The organism is Futiania mangrovi (assembly GCF_024158125.1).
Taxonomy (GTDB): domain Bacteria; phylum Pseudomonadota; class Alphaproteobacteria; order Futianiales; family Futianiaceae; genus Futiania; species Futiania mangrovi.
This window is the reverse complement of sequence record NZ_JAMZFT010000001.1, coordinates 1,353,169-1,367,663: the sequence shown is the minus strand read 5'-3', so window position 1 is coordinate 1,367,663 and position 14,495 is coordinate 1,353,169. Positions and strand designations below refer to the sequence as shown.

The window sequence follows — 14,495 nt, the reverse complement described above, 5'->3', positions numbered from 1 at the left end:
TCAGGCATCCGCGCCTGCCGTTTCCAGTGCCTCGAGTGCCGCATCGATCGGCAGCAGGACGCAGCCGTGCCGGTTACGGTGCGTCGCAGCCGGTTGCAGCAGGGCATAGTCGGCGAAGGGAGCGGCGGGCGGGGCCCCGCCTTCTTTCAGCATCGCTGCAACTGTTTCTCGCAAGTCGCGGAGACTATTTTGTGTTTTGCCAATCGCAGATGCTGCCAGAATGGCAGCCGACGCCTGGCAGAGAACACAGGCGCGGGTGTCGTGGGACAGCGAGCGGATCGCGTGATCGCACAGTGTGACATCGACCGTGATGCGGTCCCCGCAGGTCGGGCTACGCCGCGTCGCGGTGCCGTCCGGCACGTCGAGGCGGCCGGCCCCCGTCGCGCGGGCGGCGATGCGCAGGATCTCCTTGGTGAAGGGCAGGTCGCTCATGTGCGGGTCCGGTTCCGGTAGGCCGAGAGCATCTCGGGCGTGTCGAGATCTGTGAGTGCGGCGTCGGTCTGCATCTCGACCTCGGTCACGAGGTCTGCGTGTTCGCCGATGAGGTGCCGCGCGCCAGTATCGCCCGAAACCGACTTCATGTCAGAAAAGAGCTGACGGCCCCAAAGGACGGGATTTCCACGCTTTCCCTTGTATGTCGGGACGACGATGGCGCGCCCCTCCACCGGGTTGAAGGCGGCGATCAGCCGGTCGATGTCGCGGGCCGACAGGCCCGGCATGTCACCCAGCGCGACGAGGACCGCATCCACATCGGGGGGCAGGGAGGCAAGCCCCGCCTTCAGCGACGTACTGAGACCCTCGGCGTAAGAGGGGTTCTGGACGCTGGCCGCGACATGCCCCTCGAGCGCGGCGGAGACCCGTTCGGCCTCGTGCCCCGTGACCGCGATCACGGTGTCTACCTGGCTTTCGCGTAGCGTATCGGCAACGCGCACGACCATCGGCACGCCGCCGATGTCCTCCAGAAGCTTGTTTGCGGCGCCCATCCGCCGCGACTGGCCGGCGGCGAGCAGGAGGGCGGCTATCCGCGGCTTGCGGGGGCCCTTGGACGTGGCACTGTTGTCGCGCGGCTGCGGGCGGGTGGGGATTTCCTTCAGCAGGCCCCCCGCGCCCATGCGCATGATGTCGCGTGGCGTGACCTCCAGGCCGCACAGCACCCGGTCGAGCACCCAGTCGAAGCCATTGAGCTTGGGAGACCGTGCGCAGCCCGGCAGTCCGATGACGGGCGTGTCCCCGACGCGGCCCATGACGAGCAGGTTTCCAGGATCGACCGGCATGCCGTAGTGCATGACCTCGCCGCCCGCCGCCACGATGCCCGCGGGCACTGCGTCGCGCCGGTCGACCGTTGCCGATGCGCCGAAGACCAGGATGGGGGAGAGGCCCGCCGCGATCTGCACGCCGATGGCGCGGGCTACGTCGGCCTCCGCATGGGGCACGCGGTCTTCCTGTCCGATGCCGCTGCCCCGTTGGGCAAGCCGCGCATCCGTCACGCCCCGCGTCTTGTCGAGGATACTGTCCTTGAGGCCGGGCAGCGTCGTCGCGACGAGCCCCGCCGTCATCGCGCGGAAGGGGGCGACCGTCAGCAGGGGCGGCCCCGCGCGCACGATCTCCAGCACGCGGTCGAGCGCCGCCCGCGGTGCGGCGAACGGAATGATCTTCACGGTCGCCAGCATGTCGTTCTCCGCGACCGCCTCGTACGGCGTCAGAGTCGCGAGCGTGATCGCCTCGTCAACGAGGTTCACCGCGTCGATCCGGTCACGGTCGACGGCGAGAAGGCCCGCAAGTTCCGCATAGAGATTGGCGCGGCCTGTGAAGGGGGGCGCCGCGCGCGTGCCGGGGCCGGCGATGGCGGCGGCGAGGATGTCTGCCGCTTCGTCCTCGGCCACGTCGTTGTTGCCGAGACGGGCAGCAATCACCTCGCCCACACCCTCAGCGGAAAGTGCGGCGAGATCGTCCGCCGTCAGCACGCGGCCCTTCTTCAGGCGCACCGCGCCCGCTTTCAGGGAGTGGGCGAGGACCGCGCCCTCCGCCTCGTCCAGCGGGACCGGGCCGAACCTCACCGGACCGTGCCTCCCCGCAGCACGCTGGTGATCTGGGCCAGCGTGGCGATGGCAATCTCGGCGGGCGTCGAGGCCGCGATGGAGAGGCCAACGGGCGCATGGATGCGCGCGATCTCGGCCTCCGTGAAGCCCGCCTCGGTCAGCCGTGCGACACGCTTTGCGTGCGTGCGTGTGGACCCCAGCGCACCGATGTAGAAAAGGGGCGAGCGCAAGGCCACGTGCAACGCCGGATCGTCGAGCTTCGGGTCGTGCGTCAGCGTGACGAGGGCGGTGCGGTGATCGGGCTTCAGCGCCTCCATCGCTTCGTCGGGCCAGTCGTGGCTGATCGCGACGCCAGGAAACCGGTCGGCTGTGGCGAAGGCGGTGCGCGGGTCGATCACGGTCACCGCATAGCCCGCAAGCTGCGCCGCCGGGACGAGCGCCTGCGCGATGTGCACCGCGCCCACCACGATGAGGCGCAGCGGCGTGTTGAAGACGTTGAGGAACCAATCCTCGCCGTCCGCCTCGACGGTGCGGGGCTTGTCGCTCAGAAGGGCTGCGTGCGCGGCGCGCTCGAGCGTCGACTCGCCCGCCTGCGCGTCGGGTGCCACGATGCGCTGTGCGCCGTCGGAAAGCCGCGTGGCGACGACGAGGGCGCGCGCCTCGGCCCGCGCTTTCAGGATCTCGTCGAGGGTCTCGCTTTTCATCGCCTCAGCCCACCTTCTCCACGAAGACGCGGATCGTGCCGCCACAGGCGAGGCCTACGGTCCACGCCTCGTCGTCGGAGACGCCAAAGGTCAGGAGCTTCGGCGTGCCGGTCTTCATGATCTCGAGAGCCTCCTCCAGCACGGCGCCCTCGACGCAGCCGCCGGAGACGGAGCCCGCAAGCTCCCCCTCGCTGGAGATACCGAGCATGGAGCCCGCCTGCCGCGGCGCGGAGCCCCACGTCTGGATCACGGTTGCGACGGCGGCGTCCTTGCCGGCCTCACGCCAGCGCGCGACCTCCGCAAGCACGTCGGCGGGCGCGGTGCCGCCGGTCGGATTGTTATCTGTCGTCGTGTCTGTCATGCGGCGAGCCTCCGTCCCCGCTCGGCCACGCGCGGATCGCTGAGCGCGGCGGCGAGCGCCTCCAGGCTTTCGATGTTGTGAACCGGGCGGAATTCGTCAACGTGCGGCAGGATTGCGCGCACGCCCAGCGCCTTCGGTTCGAACCCGTCCCAGCGCAGCAGGGGGTTGAGCCACACGAGACGGCGGCAGGACATGTGCAGCCGCTCCACCTCCCGTTCGAGCCCGCGTCCCGCGTCGCGGTCGAGCCCGTCGGTGATCAGCAGCACCACCGCCCCCTGGCCCAGCACGCGGCGCGACCAGTCGCGGTTGAAGGCATGCAGCGCCTCCCCGATGCGGGTGCCGCCCGACCAGTCCTTGACCTCCTTCGCCACCTCGGCCAGCGCGTCGTCGACGTCGCGGCGTGCGAGCGCGCGCGTGATGTTGGTGAGCCGCGTGCCGAAGGTGAAGACGTGCACGCGGTCGCGCGCGCCGGTGATGGCATGGAGGAAATGCAGCACCATGCGGGCATAACGGCTCATGCTGCCGGAAATGTCGCAGAGCACGACCAGCGGCGGGTGCCGGACGACCTGGCGGCGCTTCTTCAGCGCCAGAACGTCCCCGCCCGTGCGCATCGCGGCACGCAGGCTCGCGCGAAGATCGACGGCAGGGCCGGTGCGTGCGGCCCGGGTGCGCCGGGTGCGCACCTCGTGCAGCGGCAGGCGCAGGCGCGCGATGGCTTCCTTCGCGCGCTCCAGTTCCTCTGCGCTCATCTGCTCGAAATCGCGGGTTTTCAGCACTTCCTCGCCCGACGCGGCATAGGTCGCGTCGAGTTCGACCTTCGGCGGCGGCAGATCGTCGTACTTGCGGTCGAGACCGTGCAGGAAGGCTTCGGCCACGCGGCGGCGCGCACTGTCCTTCTGGCGGGCGTCCTGCGGCATCTCGATGGTCGGCAGCATGGTGTCGAGCATCCGCTCCAGCACCTGCGGATTGCGCCAGAAGAGGCGGAACGCCTCGTCGAACAGGACGTGATGCTCCCGCTTGCGGACGAAGAAGGCATGCAGCGCCCAGTAGAAATCCTCGCGCGAGCGGACGGCGCCGAACCGCATGGCGTCGACCGCATCGACCACGGTCGCCGGGCCGATGGGCACGCCGGCGGCGCGCAGCACGCGGGCGAAGTGCATGATGTTTTCCGCCAGGGCGCCGGGATCGCCGCGTTCGCGCATTTGGGGCATCGTGCGGGGCCTCCCCGGTCAGCCGCGCGCGGCGAGGTCGGCCTTGACCTTGTCGAGAATGCGCCGCGCCTCGCCGCCGCGCACCTTCTCGATGTCGTCCTGGTACTTCAGGACGACGCCCAGCGTGTCGTTGATGGTCTCCGGATCGAGCGAGAGGCGGTCGAGTTCCACGAGCGCGGTCGCCCAGTCGATCGTCTCCGCGACGCCCGGCAGCTTGAACAGGTCCTCCTCGCGCAGCGCCTGCACGAAGGCGACGATCTCCGCGGTGAGCGCCTCCGGTGCGTGCGGCACCTTGGCGTGCAGGATCTCAAGCTCGCGCGCGGCATCGGGGTAGTCGACCCAGTGATAGAGGCAGCGGCGCTTCAGCGCGTCGTGGATCTCGCGCGTGCGGTTGGAGGTGATGATGACGATGGGCGGCTCCTTGGCCCTGATCGTCCCGATCTCCGGCACGGTCACCTGGAAGTCGGAGAGCACCTCGAGCAGATAGGCCTCGAACGGCTCGTCGGTGCGGTCCAGCTCGTCGATCAGCAGGATCGCGCGGCCCGTGTCGGCGGGCTGCAGCGCCTGCAGGATCGGGCGGCGGATCAGGAACCGCTCGGAAAAGATGTCGGTGCCGAGCTGGGCGCGGTCGCGGATGCCCTCTGCCTCCGCGAGACGGATCTCGATCATCTGGGCAGCGTAGTTCCACTCGTAGACCGCCGCGGCGGTGTCGAGCCCCTCGTAGCACTGCAGGCGGACGAGCGGCAGGCCGAGCGTGGCGCTCAGCACCTTCGCGATCTCGGTCTTGCCGACGCCGGCCTCGCCCTCGAGGAACAGGGGTCGGCCCATGCGCAGGGACAGGAAGAGGGCGGTCGACAGCGCCCGGTCGGCGACATAGCCGCCGCCGGTCAGAAGCGCCTCGGTCGCGTCGATGGAGGTGGGAAGCGTCTCGGTCACGGCAGCACGCAAGGTCCAGATTGGGGAAGATAGACGGCAGGCGGTGGCGCGGCCCTCACGCTCGTCGCGGGCGGGCGCGCCCTTGGCCTCAGCCGGTGAAGACGTAGATGAGGATCAGGACGATGGCCGCGAGGCCCGCGATCCATGCCCATTGCGGGATGCCGCCCGCGGTCGACGGCGTCGCGGTCGGGCCGACGGCGCCAGCGCCCACCGGGCTGCCCGCGGCGGTAGCGGCTTCCTCTTCCTCCGCCGTTTCCTGCGCGGGCACCGCACTGCCGCCCAGCCGCCCGGCGAAGCTTTCGAAGAACTGGTTGGCCATCTTCTTCGCGACCGGGTCGATCATGCGCTGTCCGAGCTGCGCAAGCTTGCCGGAGACGGTCGCGTCCACGTCGTAGCTGAGGATTGTCTCGTCTCCGTCGGGCGTCAGCTTCACCTTCGCCGCGCCCTTTGCGCCACCCGCGGCGCCGCCCGAGCCGGAGCCGGTGATCGTGTAGCTTTCCGGCGGGTTGAGGTCGGTCAGCTCCACATTGCCCTTGAAGTTGGCGGAGACGGGGCCGACCTTCGCCTTCACCTTCGCCTCGAAGGAATTGTCGGAGGTCTTCGTCACCTCCTCGCAGCCGGGAATGCACTCCTTCAGCACGTCCGGGTCGTTCAGCGCCTCCCACACCTGCTCGCGCGGGGCGGGGATCCGGTATTCGCCGCTGAGTTTCATGTGGCTGTTCTCCCGTTCGTGACGTGGTTGCGCGGGGCACGTCCGGCCCCGTTGGTGCGTCGCGCCGGCCCCTTCGAGGGGGCCGGACGCCTGTTCATCGTCCTAGAGGTAATACAGAACCAGGCTGCAGACGAGAACGATCGCCACCCACATGACAGTCAGGCCGATGGGCCATGGCCGGGCCATCACGCCCTCCGGGCCGTGCGTGCGCAGGAAGAAGCCGCCCAGGTCGCGGGCAAGCCCCATCCCGATGCGCGCGAGGCCGGCGCGGAACTGCGCCGCCTGGTCCGAAAGCTCGACCGCGAGGAAGCGGCCCGGCACCCGGTAGAGCCAGTCGGTGTTCAGCACGACCACCTTGCGGTCGCGGATCACGAGCCCCCAGCGCAGCAGGAGCGCGAAGGCGAGAGCGGCGAAGGTCAGAAGCTGAAGCTGCGTCAGCACGCTCGCCGTCTTGTAGGGCGCATACTCCACGGGGAAGGGCAGGAGCGCGTAGAACGCGGTGGGCGACACGCCGAGCCCCACCGTCACGCCCGCCGCCAGCGCCATGGCGATCAGCATGTTCGCCGGCGCCTCCCGCGGTTCCTCCGCCGGCGCAGGCCCGCGGCGCGGCGCGAAGAAAGCGAGATAGGGCACCTTCAGCCCGCCATGCACGACCGCGAGGCCGCCCGCCACGATGAGCGCGATGTAGGCCGCGTAGTGCCCCTCGTGGGCCGCCGCCGACAGCGTAAGCGACTTCACGACATAGGAGGAGAAAAGCGGCGCCGCCGCCATCGCCGCTGCACCCACGATACAGAAGGCCGCCGTCAGCGGCATGGCGCGCGCAAGGCCGCCGAGGCGCGACACCTCCACCGTGCCCATGCGGAACAGAACCGCGCCCGTCGCCATGTAGAGCAGGCCCTGGTAGATCGTGCTGGCGAAGGCGTGGCCGACCGCGCCGTTGATCCCCTCCGCCGTGCCGACGCCGATGCCCACGACCATGAAGCCCAGCTGGCAGTTGAGCGCATAGGCCAGCACGCGGCGCAGGTCCGTCTCCAGGATCGCCGGGATCGCGGGCCACACGGCCATCGCCGCGCCGATGGGGATGAGCAGTTCGGTCCCCGGAAACCCGCGGGCAAGCGCGTAGATCGCAAGCTTCGTCGTGAACGCGGATAGCACCACGGTGCCGATGACGCTGCCTTCCGGGTAGCCGTCCTGCATCCAGCCATTGAGCAGCGGGAAGGCCGCCTTGATGCCGAACGCCACGAAGATCGCCCAGGTCGCCGGGCTTTCGAGCACCATCCGGTCGAAGGCGAGCGTGCCCGTCTCGCGCCAGATCACGACTGCGCCGCCGATCAGCAGCAAGCCGGAGACCACCTGCACCAGAAGGTAGCGCATCCCCGCCCGGTACGCCCTGTCGGTGCCGTTCACCCAGATCAGGAAGACAGAGGCGATGGCCGTCAGTTCCCAGTAGATGAAGAGCGTGACGAGGTCGCCCGCCATCACCGCGCCGACGGCCGCGCCGGCATAGATCAGGGCGGAGGACACCTCCAGCCGGCTTTTCGAATGTAGCGCGTAGACCCCTGCGAGCAGCGCCGCGAGCAGGAACACGAGAACGAAGACGAGCGACAGCCGGTCGTGGCGCACGGGTGTCAACTCGAAGCCCAGCCATTCGAGCGTCACCGTCGTGCCGACCGGCGTGCCGAGCAGCACCAGGAAGGCGAGCAGCGGCCCGAGGAGCAGCGCGCCCGCGCGGATCGTCTGGCTGCCCACGGCGGCCACGAGGCCCGCGAGCATCAGCACGATGCCGGGCGTCCACAGCGCGGCCATCACGTCGGCGGGCAGTGAGGGCAGGGTGGGGATCAGGTCAGCCGCGGTCATAATGATCCTCCCGCCGCACCAGCACCCAGCGCCCGATAAGCGCCAGAATACCTGCCGCGAAGACCCCGGCCACGCCCGCGATGCCATAGACGGCGGGGATCTTCTCGAGATCGAGCTTGGCGTAGGCGTCGAGGTGCGCGCCGAGTCCGCCCAGCGCCAGCACCGCGCAGATAACGGCCAGCGATCCGATGCCGCGTGCGCGTTCCAGTACGCCGCGCGTCTCTTCGGTCTCGTGGGTTGTCGGCTGCCCCGTCATTGCATCCCCGCGATCGGTGCGATGAGATCGATGATGTCGCCCGCCATGAAGAACAGCACCACGCAGCCCAGCGCGGTCAGGCACAGCGGCACGACGCAGAAGGCCGGAGCCTCCGCCAGGCCCTTGCCCGCGACGTCCTCCGCCGGCGGCTTGAAGAAGCCGCGCGCCATGATCGGCAGCAGATAGGCGACGTTCAGCAGCGACGACAGCATCAGGATGCCCACGACCCACAGCATCTGCGCGTCGACCGCGCCGGACATGAGGTACCATTTGGCCCACACGCCCCCCAGGGGCGGCAGGCCGATGATCGACAACGCGCCGATCAGCATCGCGCCATAGGTGAAGGGCATCCGGCGGCCGAGGCCGTCCATCTCGCTGATCTCGGTCTTGTGGTGGGCGGTGTAGATCGCGCCCGCGCCGAAGAAGAGCGTGATCTTGCCCATGGCGTGCATGGCGATCTGCAGGGCCGCGCCCACGACGCCAAAACTGGTCGCAAGCGCTGCGCCCAGCGTGACGTAGGAAAGCTGGCTGACCGTCGAATAGGCGAGCCGGGCCTTCAGGTTGTCCTTCCGCATGGCAATGAGCGAGGCGAGCGTGAGGCTGCCCGCCGCGGCGTAGACGAGCCACTCGCTCGCCCCCGTTTCCGCCATGAAATCCGTGCCGAAGATGTAAACCATGACCTTCAGCACGGAGAACACGCCCGCCTTCACGACCGCGACGGCATGCAGCAGCGCCGAGACCGGCGTCGGCGCGACCATGGCCGAGGGGAGCCAGCGGTGCATCGGCATCAGCGCCGCCTTGCCGATCCCGAACATGAAGAGCGCCAGCAGCGCGATCAGCGCCACCCCCTCGACATGGCCCGCGAGAATGCCGCCGAGGCGGAAGTCGACCGTGCCCGCCAGCGTCCACGTCCAGATGATCGCGGGCAGGAAGAGGCCGATGGAGGTGGCGATCAGCACGCCGAGATAGACCCGCGCGCCGGCCTTCGCGTCCTCGTTCTGCTTGTGCGCGACCAGGGGCCAGGTCGAGAGCGTGAGCACCTCGTAGAACAGGAACATGGTCGCCAGGTTCGCCGAATAGGCGATGCCCAGCGCGCCGCCGATGGCGATGGGGAAGCAGGCGTAGAAGCGCGTCTGGTGCTTCTCCCGGTTCCCGCGCATGTAGCCGATCGAATAGAGCGAGTTGATGATCCACAGGCCCGACGCCACGAGGCCGAACAGCAGCCCCAGCGGTTCGATCCGGAAGGCGAGGTCGAGGCCCGGCAGCATCGTCAGGAAGGTGATCTCGCCCGGCGTGCCGGACAGCACCTCTCCCGTCAGCCAGAGGACGTTGGCAAACAGCGCCAGTGCGGACAGGATCGTCACCGCCTCCCGCTGGTTCGGCTTGCCCGCCGACATCAGGATCAGCACGGTCGCAGCGACCGGAATGATGAGGACGAGCCAGAGGGCGAGGGTCATGGTCATGGATCCGTGTCCCTCACTGCGCCTGGCCGAGCAGCGCGCCCGCCGCGGTCTGCGCGACCTCGACGATGGGCGCGGCATGAATGCCGAAGACGATGCAGGCTGCCGCCAGGACGATGCCCGGCAGCAAGAGGCTCAGCGGCGCCTCGCGCACTTCGTCGGCATCCTCCGGCAGCGGGCGGAAGAAGGCCGCCTCGATCGTGCGCCAGATGTAGAGAACGGCCAGCAGAGAACTCATCACGATCAGCGCCGCGATGGGCCACAGGCCCGCCTGGATGGCGGCGCCCACCAGGTACCATTTGGAGACGAAGCCCGCGGTACCCGGCACGCCGATCAGCGCGAGGCCCGCCACGATGAACACCCCGAACGTCCAGGGCATGCGGCGCCCCAGCCCCGCGATGCCCGCGAGGTTCACCGTGCCGAGCCGGTAGAAGATCGCGCCGACCGCGAGGAAGGCCGCGCCCTTCATCAGCGCATGGTTGAAGAGGTGCAGGAGGCTCGCCGTGAGCCCGCTTTCGCTCGTCAGGCTCAGCGACAGGCCGAGCACGATGTAGCCCAGTTGCGCGACGCTCGAATAGGCGAGCATGCGCTTCATGTCCTCCTGCAGGATCGCCGCGATGGAGGCGGAGAACATGGCGGCAAGCGCCAGCGGCAGGAACACGTAGGTCAGGATCTCGACCTCGAACCCGACGTCGAAGCCGAAGATCGTGAACAGCATCCGGATCAGCGCATAGACCGCGACCTTCGTCGCCGTCGATGCAAGGAAGGCGGTAACCGCGGACGGCGCGTAGGCATAGGCGTTCGGCAGCCAGGTGTGCAGCGGGAACATCGCCGCCTTCAGGCCAAGGCCGATGGTGATGAAGGCGAAGGCCACGATGACGGCGCGGTTGTCCTCCACGCTCGGCAGGCGCTCGGCGAGGTCCGCCATGTTGAGCGTGCCCGTGAGCATGTAGAGGAAGCCGAGCCCGATCAGGTAGAGCGTCGCACCGATCGTCCCCATGATGAGGTAGTGGAAGGACGCGGTCAGCGCGCGCCGGTCATTGCCCGACCCCTTGGCGATCAGCACATAGGTGGCGAGCGACGAGATCTCGATGAATACGAACAGGTTGAACGCGTCGCCCGTCGCCACCACACCCAGCAGCCCCGCGAAACAGGCGAGCCACATGGTGTAGAAGAGGGCGTGCGTGCTGGCCGGAACCTCGCGCTCCACCGACCGCTTGGCGAAGGGCAGGACGACCAGCGCCAGCGCCGAGACGATAAGCAGCACGAAGGCGTTGAAGACGTCGATCCGGTACTCGATCCCGAACGGTGGCTGCCATCCGCCCATGTGGTAGGAGATGGTGCCGCCCGCCAGCACCTCGAGCAGCAGGGCGAGGGAGATGAGGAAGGTCGCCGCCGTCACCGCAAGGGTGAAGGCCCACGGCAAATGGCGCACCCGCATCAGCGAGCAGACCGGCGCGGCCAGAAGCGGCACCACGACCTGCAAGGCGGGAAGCTGGGCGACGAGGCCCATGGCGAGACCGCTGGACGTGCTCATGCGCGGCTGCCCTTGCCAAGGCGCGCGTCGGAGATGTCGGCCTCGTTGATCTCGTCCTCCTCGATCGTGCCGTAGCTCTCGCGGATGCGGACGGCGAGTGCGAGGCCCAGCGCCGTGCCCGCCACGCCGACGACGATAGCGGTCAGGATCAGCACGTGGGGCAGGGGGTTGGAGAACACCTCCGCCGGGTCGCCGGTCAGGATCGGCGCGGTGCCGCCCTCGACCTTGCCCATGGAGATGTAGAACAGGAACACCGACGTCTGGAACACGTTCAGACCGACGATCTTCTTCACCAGGTTGCCGCACGCCATGACGATGTAGAGACCGGTCATCATCAGCGCGATGACGATCCAGTAGTTGTAGAGGCCGAGAACCAGCCCGCTCAGATGGTCGAAATCGGCCATGCTACCAGTCCTCGTCGCTCATGCGCGGCGGGCGGCCGGCGAAGGAGTAGAAGATCGCGATGATCACGCCCGCGACCGTCATGCCGACGCCGAACTCCACGAGCAGGATGCCGTAATGCTGGGCGTGTGCGACCTCGTGGGCGAGCACGTTGTAGTTCAGGAACTGCGCGCCCCGCAGCATCGACCACACGCCGGTGCCGGCGTACAGCAGAACGCCGCCAGCCACGAGGGCGCGCGCCCAGCCCATCGGAAAGACCGCCTTCGCCTTGTCGAGGCCGAACACGATGCCGTAGAGCGCGATGCCGGTGGCGAAGATGATCCCGGCCTGGAAACCGCCGCCCGGGCCGTAGTCGCCGTGGAACTGGACGTAGAGGCCGAACAGCATGATCGGCGGCACGAGCATCTTCGCGATGATGCGGAGAAGCTTGTGACGTTCGGAGAGGCGGTATTTCATGCCTCTTCCCCCGATTTGTCGTCATCGGGGCGGCGCTGGCTCAGGTGCGCACGCCCGATCAGCAGGATCACGCCGATGCCCGCGGTGAAGACCACGACCACCTCGCCCAGCGTGTCGAAGCCGCGATAACTCGCCAGAACGGTCGTCACGATGTTCGGGATCTGGATCGTGTCGCGGGTGTCCTGGATGTAGAAGGGCGCGACATGGGTCTGCACCGGCGCGGAGGGGTCGCCGAACTTCGGCAGGTCCAGCGTGCCGTAGACCAGGGCCGCGCCCACCGCCAGCACGACGACCAGCGGCACGATGCTTCGCCCTTGCACGACCTTTTCGCGCCGCGTCGTGAGCGCCAGCGCCCCGAGGAACAGCAGCGTGGACACGCCCGCGCCGACCGCCGCCTCGGTAAAGGCCACGTCCACCGCGTCGAGCGAGACGAAGACGATGGCCGCAACGAGGCTGTAGACGCCTGCCAGCATCACCGCGGCAAAGAGATGCCGCACGCGCACGATGGCAAGCGCGATGATCGCGAGCATCCCCATCAGCACGACGTTGACGTAGATCTCCATCAGGCGGGCTCCCCCGGCTTGGGGCCGCCGTCCTTGTCCCCGTCATCCGCCGTAACCGGGCGGAGGCCGGCGAAATAGGCGGCATTGGCCGTGGCATGCGTCGACGTCGGGCTGGTGAAGAACAGGAACAGCCCGATCAGCAGCAGTTTCACGGTCACCAGCGAGAAACCCGCCTGCAGCGCCATGCCGAGCAGCATCAGGTCGGCGCCCAGCGTGTCGATCACGCCGCCCGCGTGCAGGCGCGTGTAGAAGTCGGGAAACCGCAGAAGGCCTATGGCGCCGATCACCAGCATCAGCCCGCCGGTCACCAGCAGTGCCCAGCTTGCCGCGTCGAGCGCGAGGGCGAGGAGTTCGCTCGCACTCATCGCCGGTCCTCCCCACGCGGATCGCGCGGCGTGTCGGCGCTGAGCGTGTCCATGCTCTGGTGCGCCATGTCGCCGACGGCACGGTACCGGAAGAACTTCAGGATCACGAACGTGCCTGCGAAATTGATCAGCGCGTAGAGAAGCGCAATGTCGAGGAACTCCGGCCGTTCCGTCAGGAAGCCGACGAGACCGATCAGCAGCACGGTCTTGGTGCCGACAGAATTGAGCGCGAGCACGCGGTCGTAGAGCGACGGCCCCGCGAACAGGCGCACCAGCGTCAGCGCCAGCGCGACCAGGACGGCAATTGTGGCGGCGAGGAACATCGCGCTACCGCCCCTCTGCCGCGGTGACGCGCCGGTCGATCTCGCCCGCCTCGACATCCGCGGCCATGGCCCGCGTCAGGCCGTGGACGAGAAGGACGTCCTCGTCGATGTCGACCGTGACCGTTCCCGGCGTCAGCGTGATGGAGTTGGCATAGGTCACACGGCCCAGATCCGTCCTCTGCGATGCCTTGACCCGCACGAGCGTCGGCGACAGCGCGGATTTCGGGCCGAGCGCAAGCTTGCACACGGCGATGGCGGACTTGGTGATTTCCTTGCCGAGCCAGGGCCAGTACCCGAAGATGGCGGAGCGCATCTGAAGCGGCACGGCTTCGCCGTCGACCACGTCCATGCGGCGCGCGATCCAGGTCACGAGCAGCACGGAAAATACGCCAAGTCCCAGAAGCAGGGGCTTGTCATAATAGCCGGACAACGCCAGCCACAGGACCGCCAGACCGAGACCCAGCGTCACGGAATGCAGCATGACCCCCGTTACTCCCCCTCGTGCCCTGCCTGCCGCCGCGCCATGTGCGCGGTCGTTCTTGACGTTCCGTCGCAAGTAGCGCGTCCGGATGCCGCCCGCAAGGTTCCGGAAGTCAAAAAATGTGCCGCTGCACACGCGGCACGTGTGAGGCCGGTAGGCTCATACATCCTAATTGGTGTTTTCTTTCAATGGGTTTGGAGAGTCTCTTGTCTTTTGTTTAAACTGTAGGCCTCATAATCGAAGGCTAAAGTAGCTTCTCATTGGGGTGGGGGTCATGTCTGGGGATGTAGGTGCCTCGCGCAAGGAGCCGGAAGTGTTCCGGTTGCGTGGAACGTTAAAGTGGTTCGATCCGGTCAAGGGCTACGGATTCATCGTGCCCGACGAGGGCACGGGGGATGTGCTTCTGCACCATTCCGCGCTCGGTCCCTACAGCCGGACGACGCTGACCGAGGGAATGACGATTGCCTGCGACGTGGTCGAGGGCAAACGCGGGCTTCAGGCCGTTCAGGTCTTCGAGATCGCGATGCCGGAGGCCGATGTCCTGCAGCAGCGCGCGCAGATGCTGAACGGCCAGATGCGCGAGGTCCAGACCGAGCGCCCGCCCGAGGACGAACTGATCGATGCAACGGTCAAATGGTTCAACCGGGTCAAGGGCTACGGCTTCCTCGTGGACGGGACCGCCGACGGCGGCGACATCTTCGTGCACATGGAGACCCTGCGCCGCAGCGGCCTTCTGCACCTCGAGGAAGGGCAGTCCGTGCGTGTCGCCTTCGAGATGGGAGGCAAGGGCCGGTCCGCCATCTACATCGAGGTGCGCGAGGGCTGACGAACC

Annotated in this window: 18 protein-coding genes; 1 reads left to right on the top strand and 17 read right to left on the bottom strand. The window is 68.1% G+C overall.

Annotated elements, in window-relative coordinates:
• The 17 genes from NJQ99_RS06480 to NJQ99_RS06400 form a co-directional block, all read right to left on the bottom strand.
• The gene (locus NJQ99_RS06480) at positions 1–432 is read right to left on the bottom strand and encodes an iron-sulfur cluster assembly scaffold protein (RefSeq protein ID WP_269331967.1); all 432 of its coding nucleotides are present in this window, start codon (positions 430–432) and stop codon (positions 1–3) included.
• Positions 429–2,057, bottom strand: a complete 1,629-nt coding sequence (locus tag NJQ99_RS06475) for a molybdopterin-binding/glycosyltransferase family 2 protein (RefSeq protein ID WP_269331966.1) — start codon at positions 2,055–2,057, stop codon at positions 429–431. The genes NJQ99_RS06480 and NJQ99_RS06475 overlap by 4 nt, the downstream gene beginning before the upstream one ends.
• Complete coding sequence (locus NJQ99_RS06470; RefSeq protein ID WP_269331965.1) at positions 2,054–2,743, bottom strand: XdhC family protein; 690 nt, start codon at positions 2,741–2,743, stop codon at positions 2,054–2,056. Before NJQ99_RS06470 ends, NJQ99_RS06475 begins: the two co-directional genes overlap by 4 nt.
• Before the next feature lie 4 nt (positions 2,744–2,747).
• Positions 2,748–3,104, bottom strand: coding sequence for an XdhC family protein (locus NJQ99_RS06465; RefSeq protein WP_269331964.1), 357 nt, complete (start codon positions 3,102–3,104; stop codon positions 2,748–2,750).
• Positions 3,101–4,306: a vWA domain-containing protein gene (locus NJQ99_RS06460; protein ID WP_407933357.1), complete on the bottom strand. Its 1,206-nt coding sequence runs from the start codon at positions 4,304–4,306 to the stop codon at positions 3,101–3,103. The genes NJQ99_RS06465 and NJQ99_RS06460 overlap by 4 nt, the downstream gene beginning before the upstream one ends.
• Before the next feature lie 27 nt (positions 4,307–4,333).
• Positions 4,334–5,251, bottom strand: coding sequence for an AAA family ATPase (locus tag NJQ99_RS06455; RefSeq protein WP_269331962.1), 918 nt, complete (start codon positions 5,249–5,251; stop codon positions 4,334–4,336).
• Positions 5,252–5,339: 88 nt separating this feature from the next.
• Positions 5,340–5,963 carry a CoxG family protein gene (locus tag NJQ99_RS06450; RefSeq protein WP_269331961.1) on the bottom strand — a complete coding sequence of 208 codons (624 nt, stop codon included), beginning with the start codon at positions 5,961–5,963 and terminating at the stop codon, positions 5,340–5,342.
• 102 nt (positions 5,964–6,065) lie between these two features.
• A complete protein-coding gene (locus tag NJQ99_RS06445) occupies positions 6,066–7,820 on the bottom strand; it encodes a Na(+)/H(+) antiporter subunit D (RefSeq protein WP_269331960.1) in 1,755 nt (584 codons plus the stop codon).
• Positions 7,807–8,076, bottom strand: coding sequence for a hypothetical protein (locus NJQ99_RS06440; RefSeq protein WP_269331959.1), 270 nt, complete (start codon positions 8,074–8,076; stop codon positions 7,807–7,809). Before NJQ99_RS06440 ends, NJQ99_RS06445 begins: the two co-directional genes overlap by 14 nt.
• Positions 8,073–9,539, bottom strand: a complete 1,467-nt coding sequence (locus NJQ99_RS06435; RefSeq protein ID WP_269331958.1) for a proton-conducting transporter transmembrane domain-containing protein — start codon at positions 9,537–9,539, stop codon at positions 8,073–8,075. The genes NJQ99_RS06440 and NJQ99_RS06435 overlap by 4 nt, the downstream gene beginning before the upstream one ends.
• A gap of 13 nt (positions 9,540–9,552) precedes the next feature.
• Positions 9,553–11,073: a monovalent cation/H+ antiporter subunit D family protein gene (locus NJQ99_RS06430; protein ID WP_269331957.1), complete on the bottom strand. Its 1,521-nt coding sequence runs from the start codon at positions 11,071–11,073 to the stop codon at positions 9,553–9,555.
• Positions 11,070–11,477 (bottom strand): cation:proton antiporter subunit C, encoded by a 408-nt coding sequence (locus tag NJQ99_RS06425; RefSeq protein ID WP_269331956.1) that lies wholly within the window; start codon positions 11,475–11,477, stop codon positions 11,070–11,072. The genes NJQ99_RS06430 and NJQ99_RS06425 overlap by 4 nt, the downstream gene beginning before the upstream one ends.
• A 1-nt stretch (position 11,478) precedes the next feature.
• On the bottom strand, positions 11,479–11,931 hold the full coding sequence (locus tag NJQ99_RS06420; RefSeq protein ID WP_269331955.1) for a Na(+)/H(+) antiporter subunit B: 453 nt from the start codon (positions 11,929–11,931) through the stop codon (positions 11,479–11,481).
• The gene (locus NJQ99_RS06415) at positions 11,928–12,494 is read right to left on the bottom strand and encodes a DUF4040 domain-containing protein (RefSeq protein WP_269331954.1); all 567 of its coding nucleotides are present in this window, start codon (positions 12,492–12,494) and stop codon (positions 11,928–11,930) included. Before NJQ99_RS06415 ends, NJQ99_RS06420 begins: the two co-directional genes overlap by 4 nt.
• Positions 12,494–12,859, bottom strand: a complete 366-nt coding sequence (gene mnhG, locus NJQ99_RS06410) for a monovalent cation/H(+) antiporter subunit G (RefSeq protein ID WP_269331953.1) — start codon at positions 12,857–12,859, stop codon at positions 12,494–12,496. The genes NJQ99_RS06415 and mnhG overlap by 1 nt, the downstream gene beginning before the upstream one ends.
• Entirely contained in the window at positions 12,856–13,182 is a 327-nt protein-coding gene (locus tag NJQ99_RS06405) for a cation:proton antiporter (RefSeq protein WP_269331952.1), read from the bottom strand. The genes mnhG and NJQ99_RS06405 overlap by 4 nt, the downstream gene beginning before the upstream one ends.
• Before the next feature lie 4 nt (positions 13,183–13,186).
• Positions 13,187–13,663, bottom strand: a complete 477-nt coding sequence (locus NJQ99_RS06400; RefSeq protein WP_269331951.1) for a Na+/H+ antiporter subunit E — start codon at positions 13,661–13,663, stop codon at positions 13,187–13,189.
• A 274-nt stretch (positions 13,664–13,937) separates the two neighbouring features.
• Here NJQ99_RS06400 and NJQ99_RS16355 point away from each other — a divergent pair, with 274 nt between their 5' ends.
• On the top strand, positions 13,938–14,489 hold the full coding sequence (locus NJQ99_RS16355) for a cold-shock protein (protein ID WP_269331950.1): 552 nt from the start codon (positions 13,938–13,940) through the stop codon (positions 14,487–14,489).
• The last annotated feature ends 6 nt before the right edge of the window (positions 14,490–14,495 follow it).